At 68.3% G+C, this 14415-nt stretch carries 13 protein-coding genes, 1 tRNA gene and 1 pseudogene; 13 read left to right on the forward strand and 2 right to left on the reverse strand.

All coding sequences use genetic code 11. The annotated features are described in order from the left end of the window. The first annotated feature begins 2 nt into the window (after nucleotides 1-2). From K9U37_RS08980 to K9U37_RS08995, 5 genes and pseudogenes are all read left to right on the forward strand, one after another. Entirely contained in the window at nucleotides 3-578 is a 576-nt protein-coding gene (locus tag K9U37_RS08980; RefSeq protein WP_372489461.1) for an isochorismatase family protein, read from the forward strand. Nucleotides 579-620: 42 nt separating this feature from the next. Then, entirely contained in the window at nucleotides 621-743 is a 123-nt protein-coding gene (locus tag K9U37_RS20000) for a hypothetical protein (protein WP_272888022.1), read from the forward strand. Between the two features lie 20 nt (nucleotides 744-763). After that, nucleotides 764-1048, forward strand: a complete 285-nt coding sequence (locus K9U37_RS08985; RefSeq protein WP_243071388.1) for a hypothetical protein — start codon at nucleotides 764-766, stop codon at nucleotides 1046-1048. A gap of 259 nt (nucleotides 1049-1307) precedes the next feature. Continuing rightward, nucleotides 1308-1781 (forward strand): Rrf2 family transcriptional regulator, encoded by a 474-nt coding sequence (locus tag K9U37_RS08990; RefSeq protein ID WP_243071389.1) that lies wholly within the window; start codon nucleotides 1308-1310, stop codon nucleotides 1779-1781. A gap of 168 nt (nucleotides 1782-1949) precedes the next feature. Beyond that, nucleotides 1950-3075, forward strand: a pseudogene (locus tag K9U37_RS08995) (TDT family transporter). A 780-nt stretch (nucleotides 3076-3855) separates the two neighbouring features. On the opposite strand, the gene K9U37_RS09000 reads toward K9U37_RS08995, so the two are convergent. Next, nucleotides 3856-3931, reverse strand: a tRNA-Arg gene (locus K9U37_RS09000). Nucleotides 3932-4044: 113 nt separating this feature from the next. Here K9U37_RS09000 and argS point away from each other — a divergent pair. The 6 genes from argS (at nucleotide 4045) to rho (ending at nucleotide 12595) form a co-directional block, all read left to right on the forward strand. After that, entirely contained in the window at nucleotides 4045-5697 is a 1653-nt protein-coding gene (gene argS, locus K9U37_RS09005) for an arginine--tRNA ligase (RefSeq protein ID WP_243071390.1), read from the forward strand. Further along, nucleotides 5694-7112 (forward strand): diaminopimelate decarboxylase, encoded by a 1419-nt coding sequence (gene lysA / locus K9U37_RS09010; protein ID WP_243071391.1) that lies wholly within the window; start codon nucleotides 5694-5696, stop codon nucleotides 7110-7112. The genes argS and lysA overlap by 4 nt, the downstream gene beginning before the upstream one ends. Nucleotides 7113-7115: 3 nt before the next feature. Further along, nucleotides 7116-8441 (forward strand): homoserine dehydrogenase, encoded by a 1326-nt coding sequence (locus K9U37_RS09015; RefSeq protein WP_243071392.1) that lies wholly within the window; start codon nucleotides 7116-7118, stop codon nucleotides 8439-8441. Then, complete coding sequence (thrC, locus tag K9U37_RS09020) at nucleotides 8438-9514, forward strand: threonine synthase (RefSeq protein WP_243071393.1); 1077 nt, start codon at nucleotides 8438-8440, stop codon at nucleotides 9512-9514. The genes K9U37_RS09015 and thrC overlap by 4 nt, the downstream gene beginning before the upstream one ends. Nucleotides 9515-9523: 9 nt before the next feature. Then, nucleotides 9524-10468 carry a homoserine kinase gene (thrB, locus tag K9U37_RS09025; RefSeq protein WP_243071394.1) on the forward strand — a complete coding sequence of 315 codons (945 nt, stop codon included), beginning with the start codon at nucleotides 9524-9526 and terminating at the stop codon, nucleotides 10466-10468. A gap of 276 nt (nucleotides 10469-10744) precedes the next feature. Next, a complete protein-coding gene (rho, locus tag K9U37_RS09030; RefSeq protein WP_308197360.1) occupies nucleotides 10745-12595 on the forward strand; it encodes a transcription termination factor Rho in 1851 nt (616 codons plus the stop codon). Nucleotides 12596-12666: 71 nt separating this feature from the next. Here the strand turns inward: rho and K9U37_RS09035 are convergent, their stop codons facing one another. Next, a complete protein-coding gene (locus K9U37_RS09035; protein ID WP_243071395.1) occupies nucleotides 12667-13104 on the reverse strand; it encodes a MarR family winged helix-turn-helix transcriptional regulator in 438 nt (145 codons plus the stop codon). 62 nt (nucleotides 13105-13166) lie between these two features. On the opposite strand from K9U37_RS09035, the gene K9U37_RS09040 reads away from it, so the two are divergent. Together K9U37_RS09040 and rpmE are read left to right on the forward strand one after the other, a co-directional pair. Further along, nucleotides 13167-13775 carry a maleylpyruvate isomerase family mycothiol-dependent enzyme gene (locus tag K9U37_RS09040; RefSeq protein ID WP_243071396.1) on the forward strand — a complete coding sequence of 203 codons (609 nt, stop codon included), beginning with the start codon at nucleotides 13167-13169 and terminating at the stop codon, nucleotides 13773-13775. A gap of 321 nt (nucleotides 13776-14096) precedes the next feature. Further along, nucleotides 14097-14327, forward strand: a complete 231-nt coding sequence (gene rpmE, locus K9U37_RS09050) for a 50S ribosomal protein L31 (protein WP_243071397.1) — start codon at nucleotides 14097-14099, stop codon at nucleotides 14325-14327. Nucleotides 14328-14415 lie beyond the last annotated feature (88 nt).

Raw genomic sequence — 14415 nt, forward strand, 5'->3', positions numbered from 1 at the left:
CGATGAGTGACCTGAACACCCTGCGTACGTTGGCCGGTCTTGCGTTGGAGCCGGCGCCGTTGTCGGACTCGACGCTGATCCTGATCGACTGCCAGAACACCTATACATCTGGCGTCATGGAACTAGAGGGTGTGCAGGCCGCGCTCGATCAGGCCGCGGTGCTGCTGGATCGCGCCCGCTCGGCCGGTATTCCGATCATCCACGTTCAACACGACGACGGACCGGGCTCGCTGTATGACGTGGGCGGGGACAGCGGGGCGATCGGGCAATCGGTGGCCCCACGGGATGGCGAGCATGTGGTGGTGAAGAACTACCCGAATTCATTCGTAGCCACTGACCTCGACGATCGACTGAAGGCGCTGAAAGCGGAGAACCTGATCATTGCGGGATTCATGACTGGCTGCAAGCCTCGCGGCGCTGGCGGATCTGTTCGCAGTCGTGGTGCCGGACGCCGCTGGAATCCTTGCCTGAAGCAAGGGTCCAACCCTTCAGCTTCCTGTGAGGAAGCCGTCTGTAGAGCGTTCGAACCTGAGAAAACCGGTCCAATCCGCGGTTTCTCTCAGATTCGTCTCAGGTAGATTGTTGGTGACGGGATCGTCAAACGGCAAGGGGAGGATCCCATGAACGTCTCGATGCGCTCGCAGCTGACCGCCGGAGCGGCGCTTCTCAGGGCGACGGCGATCGCCATCACGCCGATCACTCAGCCGATGGCCGCCGGCCCGTTCCGGCCGGCGACCGCGTAGTGGCACCGGCGAAGGCCTCGGTGTCGACATCCAGTGCTCCGGCCGCAGCCACCACGGGGGATGGCTCCAGTGCCGGCAGTGACGTCACGACTGACGTTGCGAAGCCGGAGGTCAAGGCCAACGACGCCGCGACCTCTGACGCCTCGTCAACCGGTTCGGACAACAGCGCCGCGCCGGGTGACAACGGCAATGCCGGATCCTCGCCGAGCTCGTCCGACGGCTCGGCGAAGGCCGGCAGCAAGCACACCGGCCCTGGCGGCAGCAAGCGTGCCGCCAGGGCCGGTGCGGGCAAGTCCTCGGAGTAACTCTCTCCGAGCAAGGTGCCCCTCTCCCTTCCGGGGAGGGGCACTTTGCTGGGTTCGGCGGGAAGGCCGTTGCAGCGCAGTCCGCGCCGGGCTCGGCTGCCGGGCCCGGGTGGCCGCGGGACAAGATCACCGCGGTCGTCGATTCCGCCCGCGCCGCCCGCACGGTGGTTGGAACGCGGGCGCGTACCGGTGCGGATGCCTCAGCCGACAACTGAGTTGCTGGGCTTATTCGCCCTGACGTGATGGCAGAATTCGCGGAATGCGGATGTCGGCGAAGGCAGAGTACGCCGTTCGCGCCATGGTTCAGCTCGCCGCGGTCGACGGTGGACTGGTCAAATCTGACGATCTCGCCAAGTCCCAAGGGATTCCCGCGCAGTTCCTGGTCGACATCCTGTCCGTTCTGCGTACCGACCGGCTGGTGCGCAGTCACCGCGGCCGCGACGGCGGCTACGAACTAGCCCGTCCGGCAACCGAGATCAGCGTCGCCGACGTATTGCGCTGCATCGACGGTCCGTTGGCCAGCGTGCGCGACATTGGGTTGGGCGATCTTCCTTACACCGGCCCTACCAAGGCGTTGACCGATGTGTGGCGGGCGCTGCGCGCCAGCATGAGGGCGGTCCTCGAGGAGACCACGCTTGCCGACGTCGCGAGCGGAACCCTGCCCGACCATGTTGCGGCGCTGGCGCGCGACTACCTCAGCCAGGAGAACCGCCGCGGGCACCAGGGCGGGTGAGCTGAGGTGACGCGCTACCTGTCCTGGCCCCCGCACCGCACCGCACCGTCGAGGAAACCGCGGCGTGATCACCGGACTGTTCAACGCCGGCGTCGACCACACCTGGCTCATCACACTGTATGGAACGGCGCTGCGAGAGTCCGACCGGGCCGTAGGGTGTTGAGTCAAATGGCGACGCCGCAGACCCGAGTCGAGATGCTGGGCAATATCGGCCCGAACTGGTTCGCGTCGGTGATGGGCACCGGCATCGTGTCCACCGCCGGGGCGACGCTTCCCGTGCACGTCCCCGGCCTACAGGCTTTCACCCAGGTGGTGTGGGTGATCGCGGCGGTCCTGCTGGCTGTGCTCATCGTCGTGGTGGGCGGCCACTGGTTACGGCACCCGACGGTGGCGCGCAGTCACGCCCGCAACCCGCAGATGGCCCACTTCTACGGCGCCGCACCGATGGCCTTGCTGACCGTCGGGGCCGGCGCGGTTCTGGTCGGCCGCGACGTCATCGGGCAACGCCTGGCTGTCGACCTGGACTGGGTGCTGTGGACCGCGGGCACAATCGGTGGCCTGTTCACCGCGGTCAGCATCCCGTATCTGATGTTCACCCAGCACACCGTGGAACCCGACGCCGCGTTCGGCGGCTGGCTGATGCCGATCGTGCCGCCGATGGTGTCCGCGGCCACCGGCACACTGCTCATTCCGCACATGGCGCCCGGCAACGGGCGGGCCAGCATGTTCTACGGCTGCTACGCCATGTTCGGGCTGTCGCTGCTGGCCGCGCTCATCATCATCTCGATGATCTGGACCCGGCTCGTCCTCTACGGCACCTCGGGCACCGCGCGGGTGCCGACGTTGTGGATCGTTCTCGGCCCGCTCGGCCAATCCATCACCGCCGCAGGGCTTCTCGCCATCAACGCACGACTGGCCGTCGCCCCTGACCTCGCCGACAACATGAACGCCCTAGCGGTGCTCTTCGGCGTGCCGGTGTGGGGTTTCGCGGTGCTGTGGATCGCACTGGCCACCGCCTTGACTGTGCGCACCATGCGCCGCGGCATGCCGTTTGCGCTGACCTGGTGGAGCCTGGACCTTCCCGGTCGGCACCTTCGTCACCGGCACCACCCAGCTGGCGGTGCACACCAACCTGCCCGCGTTCAGGGTCGCCGCGGTGATCGCCTACGTCGGCCTGCTGTGTACGTGGCTGCTCGTCGCGGTGCGCACCACCCGCGGCAGCATGCGCGGCAACCTGCTGCGGCCCCCGCCGAGCGCCGGGCCGGTACGGGCCCGCAAGGACCCCGTCGTCTAACCGCCTTGCGAGTGGGGCACGTCAAAACGTCGAACTCGATGATGTGCCAGAATCGCGGGCGTGCAGATTGGCATGACCCTGCCGGTGATGGAGCGGACCTCGACGCCGACGTCTTGAAGCGCTGGACCCGGATGGCCGACGTGGGCCCGTTCTCCTCGCTGTGTCGGGGTGAACGCATCGCATTCGCCAACCCCGACTCGCTGACGGCGCTCGGGGTGCTGTCGGCGGCTCTGTCTCAGCGACGGTTCCAAGGGGCCAACAGCACGCGCCAGATCTTGCGGAAGCTCTCCGGGAAGGACTCGTCTTCAGGCAGATACGGGGAGGGAGTTGCATCCGGTTCGGCGGGGGGCTCCTCGGGGGAGTCGGTGGGTTCAGGCATGCCTGCTCTTCCTGTTCACCTCTAGCGCCGGCCGGGGCCGAACGGCCCGATCGGACCGGGGCCCACGGGTCCTGGACCAACCGGCCCGGGACCAACCGGACCTGGACCGATCGGCCCGGGCCCTACGGGGCCGACGTAGCAACACGGATCGACGGAGACCGTCACGTCGTCGTAGTACTCGCACTGGTTGGTCTCCCAATTGAAGTACATGCCTGCGCCGCAGCCGTCGTCAGCCCGGCTGGGCGCCGGCAGGAGACCGATGCCAGCGGCAGGTCCGGGAACGCGGCGGGTTCGTGGTCGGCCGATCCCGGATCGAGCAGAACCAGATCGCCCGCCCGAATCATGACCCGTCGACGTCGAGGTCCTCCCGGAGCGCAGCCCGCTCGGCGGTGCTGGTCAGATGGTGCCCCCGGCAGGATTCGAACCTGCGACCTTCTGCTCCGGAGGCAGACGCTCTATCCCCTGAGCTACGGGGGCGCACGCAATTGCGCCGTTGGGCGTTGACAGCCTAACGCATCGAAGAGTCCGCCCGCGAAAGCCGGGGATATGGATTCGGGCCCTGACCACGTCAGACCATAGGATGGACCCCCGTGACCCCCGCTGACCTCGCCGAGTTGCTCAAGAACACCGCCGCCGCGGTGCTGGCCGAGCATGACCTCGACCCCGCCGCCCTGCCCGCGACGGTGACGGTCGAGCGCCCGCGTAACCCCGAGCACGGCGATTACGCCACCAACCTGGCTCTTCAGCTGGGCAAGAAGGTCGGCACCGACCCCCGCGAACTGGCCGGTTGGCTGGCCGCGGCGCTCGCCGCAGCCGACGGCATCGCCTCGGCCGACGTCGCAGGCCCGGGATTCGTGAACCTGCGCATCGAGGCCTCCGCGCAGGGCGCCATCGTCCGCAACGTACTCGAGGCCGGCCTGAACTACGGCCACTCACGCGCGCTCGACGGCCAGAACATCAACCTCGAGTTCGTCTCGGCCAACCCCACAGGACCCATCCACATCGGCGGCACCCGGTGGGCCGCCGTCGGCGACGCGCTGGGCCGGCTGCTGTCCGCCCAGGGCGCCAAGGTGGTCCGCGAATACTACTTCAACGACCACGGCGCCCAGATCGACCGCTTCACCAACTCGCTGATCGCCGCGGCCAACGGCCAGCCCGCCCCCGCGGACGGCTACGCCGGGGCCTACATCAACGACATCGCCGACCAGATTCTGGCCAATGCGCCCGATGCGCTGAGTCTTACCGGCGAGGAGCAGCGCGAGACCTTCCGCTCCATCGGCGTGGACCTGATGTTCACCCACATCAAGCACTCTCTGCACGACTTCGGCACCGACTTCGACGTCTACACCCACGAAGATTCGATGCACACCAGCGGGCGGGTGGACCAGGCCATCGCCAAGCTGCGCGAGGCCGGCTCGATCTACGACAAGGATGGCGCAACCTGGCTTCGCACAACCGAATTCGGTGACGACAAGGACCGCGTCGTCATCAAGAGCGACGGCCAGCCCGCCTACATCGCCGGTGACCTCGCCTACTACCTGGATAAGCGTCAGCGCGGGTTCGACCTGTGCATCTACATGCTCGGCGCCGACCACCACGGCTACATCGCCCGGCTGAAGGCGGCCGCCGCCGCACTCGGTGACGATCCCGACACCGTCGAGGTGCTCATCGGTCAGATGGTCAACCTGGTCCGCGACGGCCAGCCGGTGCGGATGAGCAAGCGGGCCGGTACCGTGATCACCCTCGACGACCTGGTCGAGGCCATCGGGGTAGACGCCGCGCGCTACGCCCTGATCCGCTCCTCGGTGGACACCCCGATCGACATCGACCTTCAGATGTGGTCCTCGGCGTCCAGCGAGAACCCGGTCTACTACGTGCAATACGCGCACGCCCGGCTCTCGGCACTGGCGCGCAACGCCGCCGAACTCGGACTCGCACCAGAGACCGCGCACCTGGACCTGCTCACCCACGACAAAGAGGGCACGCTGATCCGCAACCTCGGTGAGTTTTCCCGGGTGCTCGAAGCGGCGGCCTCGCTTCGTGAACCGCACCGGGTGTGCCGTTACCTGGAGGACCTGGCCGGCGACTACCACCGGTTCTACGACTCGTGCCGCGTGCTGCCCCAGGGTGACGAGGACCCCTCCGATCTGCACCGTGCCCGGCTCGCGCTGTGCGCGGCCACCCGCCAGGTGATCGCCAACGGGCTGGGCATTCTCGGTGTGTCCGCCCCGGAGCGCATGTGAACGCTCACCCGGCCGGCCCGCGGCACGCCGAGGAGATCCATCACGGCGGCAGCCCGCCGCGCCCGCAGACCGCTGCCGACGTGCTGGATCTTGCACCGAAGATCTGGCCGCGCAACATCATTCGCCGCTCCGACGGTGAGGTGGAGATCGCCGGGGTGGCGGTGACCGACCTGGCCGCCCAGTACGGCACCCCGCTGTTCGTCATCGACGAGGACGACTTCCGCGGACGCTGCCGCGAGGTCGCCGCGGCATTCGGCGGTGGGCGCAACGTGCACTACGCCGCCAAGGCGTTCCTGTGCAGCGAGATCGCTCGCTGGGTCGACGAAGAGGGCTTGTCGCTGGACGTCGCCAGCGGCGGCGAGCTGGCAGTCGCCCTGAACGCTGGGTTCCCCGCCGAGCGAATCGCGTTCCACGGCAACAACAAATCGGTCGACGAACTGACCGCGGCGGTCAAGGCCGGTGTGGGTCACGTGGTGCTGGACTCGATGACCGAGATCGAACGGCTCGACACCATCGCCGGCGATGCCGGCGTGGTGCAGGACGTGCTGATCCGCATCACCGTCGGGGTCGAGGCGCACACCCACGAGTTCATCGCCACTGCCCACGAGGACCAGAAGTTCGGTCTGTCCCTGGCCAGCGGTGCGGCCATGGCCGCGGTGCGACGGGTCTTCGCCGCCGACCATCTGCGCCTGGTCGGGCTGCACAGCCATATCGGCTCGCAGATCTTCGACGTCGACGGTTTCGAACTGGCCGCCCACCGGGTGATCGGCCTGCTGCGCGATGTGGTTGCCGAGTTCGGTGTGGACAAGACCGCTCAGATCGCCACCGTCGACCTCGGCGGTGGCTTGGGTATTTCCTATGTGCCCCAGGATGATCCGCCGCCGGTGCAGGATCTCGCGGCCAAGCTCGGTGCCATTGTGGCCAACGAGTCCGCCGCCGTGGGCCTGCCCGCTCCGCGACTGGTGGTCGAACCCGGCCGTGCCATCGCCGGGCCCGGAACCGTGACGCTCTACGAGGTGGGCACCGTCAAAGACGTGGCGATCAGCGCGGGTGCCTCACGGCGTTACATCAGCGTCGACGGTGGGATGAGCGACAACATTCGCACCTCGCTGTACGGGGCGGAGTACGAGGTCCGGCTGGTGTCGCGGGGCAGTGACGCACCGCCGAGATTGGCCCGCATCGTCGGAAAGCACTGCGAGAGCGGCGACATCGTGGTCCGCGACGCCTGGGTGCCCGACGACGTAAGCCCCGGAGATCTGTTGGCCGTGGCCGCCACCGGCGCGTACTGCTATTCGATGTCGAGTCGGTACAACCTGATCGGCCGCCCCGCCGTGGTGGCCGTGCGCGACGGACGGGCCCGTCTGATCCTGCGCCGGGAGACCGTCGACGACCTGCTGAGTTTGGAAGTGAGGTAGCCAATGAGTACACCCGAGAAGCCGATCGGCATAGCGGTATTGGGACTGGGCAACGTCGGTAGCGAGGTTGTCCGCATCATCGAGGACAGCGCGGCCGACCTGGCGGCGCGCATCGGCGCGCCGCTCGAGCTGCGCGGCGTGGCGGTGCGCCGCGTCTCCGACGACCGGGGCGTGCCGGTCGCCATGCTCACCGACAACGTCGAAGAGCTGGTGTCCCGTGAGGACGTCGACATCGTCGTCGAGCTGATGGGGCCCGTCGAGCCGGCCCGCAAGGCGATCCTGACCGCCTTGGAGCGCGGCAAGTCGGTGGTGACCGCCAACAAGGCACTGCTGTCCCAGTCCACCGGCGAACTGGCGCAGGCTGCCGAACGCGCGCACGTCGACCTCTACTTCGAAGCGGCCGTCGCCGGTGCGATCCCGGTGATCCGTCCGCTCACCCAGTCACTGGCCGGCGACTCCGTGCTGCGCGTGGCCGGCATCGTCAACGGCACCACCAACTACATCCTGTCCGAGATGGCTTCGACCGGCGCCGATTACGACTCGGCCCTGGCCGACGCCAGCGCGCTGGGCTACGCCGAGGCCGACCCCACCGCCGACGTCGAGGGCTACGACGCCGCCGCCAAGGCGGCCATTCTGGCTTCGATCGCCTTCCATACTCCCGTCACGGCCGACGACGTCTACCGCGAGGGCATCACCAAGGTCACCCCGGCCGACTTCGAGGCCGCCAAGGCGCTGGGCTGCACCATCAAGCTGCTGTCGATCTGCGAACGAATCACCACACCCGATGGCGTGCAACGGGTTTCAGCCCGCGTATATCCCGCGCTGGTCCCGTTGACCCACCCGCTGGCGACGGTCAACGGTGCGTTCAACGCCGTGGTGGTCGAAGCCGAGGCAGCCGGGCGGCTGATGTTCTACGGCCAGGGCGCGGGCGGTGCGCCGACCGCCTCTTCGGTGATGGGTGACGTGGTGATGGCCGCGCGCAACCGTGTGCAGGGCGGCCGCGGCCCGCGCGAGTCGAAGTACGCCCAGCTGCCGATCGCTCCGATGGGGGTGATCCCGACCCGGTACTACGTGAGCATGACCGTCAAGGACCAGCCCGGTGTGTTGGCCTCTGTGGCAGCGGAATTCGGCAAGCGGGAAGTCAGCATCGCCGAGGTGCGCCAGGAGGGCATCGTCGACGAAGGCGGGCAGCTCTGCGGTGCCCGCATCGTCGTGGTGACCCACCGGGCCACCGACGCCGCGCTGTCGGAGACCGTCGCCGCGCTGTCCGGGCTCGATGTCGTGCAGAGTGTCAACAGCGTGCTGCGTTTGGAGGGAACCAGCGAATGAACACAACCAAGGTCCACACCCCCTGGCCGGGCCTGATCGTGGCCTACCGTGACCGGCTGCCGGTCGCGGCGGATTGGACACCGGTCACCCTGCTCGAGGGCGGCACCCCGCTGGTGTACGCCCCGCGGCTGTCGGAAAAGACCGGCTGCACAGTGCATTTGAAGGTCGAGGGCCTCAACCCGACGGGCTCCTTCAAGGACCGCGGCATGACGATGGCCGTGACCGACGCCGTCGCCCGCGGGCAGAAGGCCGTGTTGTGCGCCTCGACCGGCAACACCTCGGCGTCGGCGGCCGCCTACGCCGCGCGCGCCGGAATCACCTGTGCGGTGCTGATTCCGCAGGGCAAGATCGCGATGGGCAAGCTCGCCCAGGCGGTCATGCACGGCGCCAGGATCATCCAGGTCGACGGGAACTTCGACGACTGCCTGGAACTGGCCCGCAAGCTCACCGCCGACTACCCGACGATCTCGCTGGTCAACAGCGTCAACCCGGTGCGCATCGAGGGCCAGAAGACCGCGGCGTTCGAGATTGTCGACGCCCTGGGCACCGCCCCCGACATCCACGCGCTGCCGGTCGGCAACGCCGGCAACATCACCGCCTACTGGCGCGGGTACACCGAGTACCACCGCGACGGGATCAGCGACAAGCTGCCGCGCATGCTCGGCACCCAGGCCGCCGGCGCGGCGCCACTGGTCTCCGGTAAGCCGGTCAGCCACCCCGAGACCATCGCCACCGCGATCCGGATCGGTTCGCCGGCTTCCTGGGACGGAGCCGTCAACGCCCAGCAGGAGTCCGGCGGGCGCTTCCTGGCCGCCACCGACGACGAGATCTTGGCCGCCTACCACCTGGTGGCGCAGGCCGAGGGCGTGTTCGTTGAGCCGGCCTCGGCGGCCAGCATCGCCGGCCTGCTCAAGTCGGTCGAGGACGGTTGGGTCACGCCGGGGTCCACGGTGGTGTGCACCGTCACCGGGAACGGCCTGAAGGACCCCGACACCGCCCTGCGCGGCATGCCGACTGTCACGCCCGTGCCGGTCGACCCCTCGGCCGTCGTCGCCGAACTCGGCCTGGGCTGAGGAATGCCGGTGACCCAGAGCCTGCCTGCCGGACTGAGCGCCGGTGCGTCTGTGGCGGCTTCCAGCGCCAACCTCGGGCCCGGCTTCGACAGCCTCGGCGTGGCGCTGGGCCTCTACGACGAGATTCTGGTGGAAACCGTCGAGGACGGCCTGGTAATCGAGGTCGAGGGGGAGGGCGCCGGGCAGGTGCCCCACAGTCACGAGCACCTGGTCGTCCGCGCCATCCGTCGCGGCCTGCAGGCGGCCAGCGTCGACGCTGCGGGATTGTTCGTGCGCTGCCGCAACGCCATCCCGCACTCGCGCGGGCTCGGCTCGTCGGCGGCGGCCGTCGTCGGCGGGCTCGCCGCAGCCAATGGTCTTCTGGCGCAAGCGGATTTGGCGCCGCACTCAGAGGCGCAGCTGATTCAGCTGTCCTCAGAGTTCGAAGGTCACCCGGACAACGCGTCAGCCTCTGTTCTCGGCGGCGCGGTGGTGTCGTGGGCTGATGCCCGCACCGACCCGCCGACCTACGCCGCCGCGCAGCTGCGTCTGCACCCGGACATCCACCTGTTCCCGGGTATCCCGGAAGTGCGGTCTTCAACCGCGGAAACCCGGGTGCTGTTGCCCGAGCAGGTCAGCCATGTGGCCGCCCGTTTCAACCTCAGCCGGGCGGCATTGCTGGTCGTGGCGCTCACTGAGCGTCCGGATCTGCTGATGGCGGCCACCGAGGACATGCTGCATCAGCCCCAGCGAGCGCCCGCAATGCCCGCCTCGGCGGAATATCTCCAGGTCCTGCGGCGTTGTGGAGTTCCGGCGGTGCTGTCCGGCGCCGGCCCGTCGGTCCTGGCGCTCAGCACGAGCCCGGCACTGCCGGCCGAGGCGGTCGAATTCGGCACCGCCAATGGATTCACCGTCAGCGCGATGAGCGTCGGCGAAGGGGTTCGCTGGAGCTCCGGTGTCGCGGTCCACGGCTGAGTTGGCCACACGCAGGTTCCAGGTTGCTTGCTTTCCGGCGCAAAAGGGGGCTATCCTCGGTGCCGTCCAGGCAATCGCAGCGTCTGCACCTGCGCCGAGACTAGGACGACCACCAATTCTTCTCGTGTTCCCCCGTGGACTGACGGTTCGCCAGGTAGCCGCGAATCCCGGCCGTCGCCGTTGATGCACAGATGACGGTGAGACTTCGCATTCAGCGAATCGCCTGAATGCCATAACCCCTCGCGTGATGGATCGACGAGGGAAGAAAGGAAATCCGTGACTGATACGGACCTCATCACGGCTGGAGGCAGCGCAACTCAACCGGATGCGCCCGCCGTGACCGCTCAAACCCCGCCGGCCCCCGAAGCTCAGCCAGCTGAGTCCCGCGGCGCCGCCGAGGGTGCGGACGCTGGCTCGACCGTGGCGACTGGGTCTCTGTCGACGATGGTGCTGCCCGAGCTGCGGGCCCTGGCCAGCAAAGTTGGTGTCAAGGGCACTTCCGGGATGCGCAAGAGCGAGCTCATCGCCGCCATCCGGGAAAGCCAGAACGGTGGCAACACTGGCCCCCGCAATGGCGGGCCCGCCGCCGAGGCGGCCAGCCAGCCGGCAGCCGAGGCGGCCAGCCAGCCCGCCGCCGAGACCCGCGTCGAGACCGAGACCAACGGCGCCGAGCCGCCGCGCCGTGAGCGCCGTGCCGCCAACCGCGACGCCGGAGCCCCCGCCGAAGGTGTTGATCAGCAGAAGGCCGCCCGCGGCGGCGCAGACGGGTCGCAGAACAAGTCCGAGAACCGCCAGCCGGCCCGCGAGTCCAACGACCAGGCTGGTGACAGGCAGGGCGGCGGCCAGCAGAACCGGGAAGACGACGACGGCGAGCGTGGCCAAGGCCGGCGCGGCCGGCGTTTCCGCGACCGCAGGCGCCGCGGCGAGCGGACCGGCGGCGAGGGCGGCGGAGGCAATGAATCCGAGCCGCGCGAGGACGACGTCGTCCAGCCGGTGGCTGGCATCCTCGACGTCCTCGACAACTACGCGTTCGTGCGGACCTCCGGCTACCTGGCCGGCCCGAACGACGTGTACGTGTCGATGAACATGGTTCGCAAGAACGGCCTGCGCCGCGGCGACGCGGTGACCGGTGCGGTTCGCGTGCCCAAGGACGGCGAGCAGAACAACCAGCGGCAGAAGTTCAACCCGTTGGTGCGCCTCGACAGCGTCAACGGCGGGCCGGTCGAGGCGGCCAAGAACCGCCCCGAGTTCGGCAAGCTGACGCCGCTGTACCCGAACCAGCGCCTGCGCCTGGAGACCACGCCCGAGAAGCTCACGACCCGGGTCATCGACCTGATCATGCCGATCGGCAAGGGCCAGCGCGCCCTGATCGTGTCCCCGCCGAAGGCCGGCAAGACCACGATCATGCAGGACATCGCCAACGCGATCACCAAGAACAACCCCGAGTGCCACCTGATGGTCGTGCTCGTCGACGAACGGCCCGAAGAGGTCACCGACATGCAGCGCTCGGTCAAGGGTGAGGTCATCGCCTCGACCTTCGACCGGCCGCCGTCAGACCACACCCAGGCCGCCGAGCTCGCCATCGAGCGGGCAAAGCGGCTGGTGGAGCAGGGCAAGGACGTCGTCGTGCTGCTCGACTCGATCACCCGCCTGGGCCGCGCCTACAACAACGCCTCCCCGGCGTCCGGGCGCATCCTGTCCGGTGGTGTGGACTCCACCGCGCTCTACCCGCCCAAGCGGTTCCTCGGCGCGGCGCGCAACATCGAGCACGGCGGCTCGCTGACCATCATCGCCACCGCTATGGTGGAAACCGGGTCGACCGGTGACACGGTGATCTTCGAGGAGTTCAAGGGCACCGGCAACGCCGAGCTCAAGCTCGACCGCAAGATCGCCGAGCGCCGGGTGTTCCCGGCCGTCGACGTCAACCCGTCGGGCACCCGCAAGGACGAGTTGCTGCTGTCGGCCGACGAGTTCGCGGTCGTGCACAAGCTGCGCCGCGTGCTGTCCGGCCTGGACAGCCACCAGGCCATCGACTTGCTGATGAGCCAGCTGCGCAAGACCAAGAACAACTACGAGTTCCTGGTCCAGGTCTCCAAGACCGCGCCGGGCATGGCCGACGTCGACTAACTCACGATTTCGGCGCGGTTGTCGTCGCTCAGCGGTGATATTCGCGCCCAAATCGGCCGGGGGAGGCCTGCTTACCCGAGCGGGTCGGTGATCGCGCGCAGCTCCACCAAGGCTGCCCGCAACTCGCGATAGCGCTTGGCGCCCAGACGTTTCCGCCACTGCCGCTCCACCTCGGCGACCTCCGCCGCCACGGCACGGCACACCTTCTGCCCATTGGCGGTCAGCACGACGAGGCGGGCCCGCGCGTCGGCGGGATCTGCGACGCGACGGACATAGCCGGACTTCTCGAGTTGGTCGACCAGCGCCCCGGCGGTCTGCTTGGTCACCACGGCCCGCTCGGCCAGCTCGGTGATGCGAATTCCGTTGGGATCCAGGCGCTGTAGCAGCCGCGACTGCGCGAGCGTGATGTCTGCGGCTCCGCTGGCCCCCAGTATCGCCTTCACCTGTGCCTCGGCGGCGCGATGGGCGATGAACATCAGGGTGGGGGTGCTGGGCGCGTCGTCGGCCATCCGTTGACTTTAGTCCGAGAACCTGACTATTTTTAGTCAGACTTCCTGACCAAAGGACTGCGATGAACACCGACGAGATCTGGCACATCATCGACGAACAGCGCACCGGCCTGGCCGACCTGCTGGAGAGCCTTTCACCCGAGCAGTGGGAAGCGCCGTCGCTGTGTGAGGGCTGGAAGGTTCGCGACGTCGCCGCCCACCTGACCCATTCGCAGATGGGCCCACTGCGGGTCGTGGTCGAAGCGCTGCGGTCCGGCTTCCGCTTCGACCCGATGATCAGCCGGCTCGCCAGCAGCGACACCCGGTCACAGGCGCAGATCGTCGCGGCCCTGCGCGGCATGGTCGGATCGCGCAAGCGCATCATTGGAACCAGGCCCGTCGACCCGCTGACCGACGTCCTGGTGCACGGCCAGGACATCACGGTCCCGCTGGGCATCGACCGTCCGATGCCGGCGGCTGCTGCCGTCGCATGCGCAGATCATCTGTGGCACATGACTTTTCCGATGAAGCCAGCCGGCCGCGTCAAGGGCGTCAGGCTGGTGGCCACCGACGCAGACTTCGCGCAGGGGCAGGGCTACGAGATCAAGGCGCCGATCCGCGACATCTTGATGCTCCTCACTGGCCGTCGCAGCGGCATCAGCGATCAGGTCGAGGCGCACCGCAACGCCTGAGCGTCACTGCGCCGGGGCGGTCCGCAGCCCGGGCAGCACGAGGCGCCGCAGGTAGCGCAGCACCGCGTCGTGATCGTCGGGGTCCAGCGTGTCACCGGGCACGGCGCCAACCCGCCGGGCGGTCAGCTCTGGACCGGAGAGCCGTGCGGCCGGGTCTACACGACCAGGCAAGTCACGGAATAGGCCTCACCGCCGACGCGTTTGGGCAGGTGACGGTCAACCTGGCATACTGGATCGTCGACCACCTGGGTACCGGTTCACGCCCGCCAGCCAGGGAGAATCCCGAGGGCGACCCGGCGACCTACGAATGAAGAGGACACCATGAAAACAGGCATTCATCCTGCCTACGGCGAGACCACCGTGGTCTGCGGCTGTGGCAACAGCTTCACCACCCGCAGCACCAAGGACGGCGGCCACATCGTGGTCGAGGTGTGCTCGCAGTGCCACCCCTTCTACACCGGCAAGCAGAAGATCCTCGACAGCGGCGGCCGCGTGGCCCGCTTCGAGAAGCGCTACGGCAAGCGCAAGACGAACGAGTCGGCCGACAAATAGTTGCCTCACCGACGCCCGATCTGTCGCGGATTTTCAGCGAGAGGCCGGGCGTCGGTCTGCGTTTCGGCACCGGCGACAGGAGAGGAGG

Origin of the sequence: Candidatus Mycolicibacterium alkanivorans (assembly GCF_022760805.1) — a bacterium.
Lineage (GTDB): Bacteria > Actinomycetota > Actinomycetes > Mycobacteriales > Mycobacteriaceae > Mycobacterium > Mycobacterium alkanivorans.

Bases quoted from the DNA above. Each gene is read 5' to 3' on its own strand.
- K9U37_RS08980 (WP_372489461.1), top strand. From the start codon at position 3: ATGAGTGACCTGAACACCCTGCGTACGTTGGCCGGTCTTGCGTTGGAG.
- K9U37_RS09040 (WP_243071396.1), top strand. From the start codon at position 13,167: ATGAACACCGACGAGATCTGGCACATCATCGACGAACAGCGCACCGGC.
- K9U37_RS08990 (WP_243071389.1), top strand. From the start codon at position 1,308: ATGCGGATGTCGGCGAAGGCAGAGTACGCCGTTCGCGCCATGGTTCAG.
- K9U37_RS20000 (WP_272888022.1), top strand. From the start codon at position 621: ATGAACGTCTCGATGCGCTCGCAGCTGACCGCCGGAGCGGCGCTTCTC.
- K9U37_RS09015 (WP_243071392.1), top strand. From the start codon at position 7,116: ATGAGTACACCCGAGAAGCCGATCGGCATAGCGGTATTGGGACTGGGC.
- K9U37_RS09035 (WP_243071395.1), bottom strand. From the start codon at position 13,104: ATGGCCGACGACGCGCCCAGCACCCCCACCCTGATGTTCATCGCCCAT.
- thrC (WP_243071393.1), top strand. From the start codon at position 8,438: ATGAACACAACCAAGGTCCACACCCCCTGGCCGGGCCTGATCGTGGCC.
- rpmE (WP_243071397.1), top strand. From the start codon at position 14,097: ATGAAAACAGGCATTCATCCTGCCTACGGCGAGACCACCGTGGTCTGC.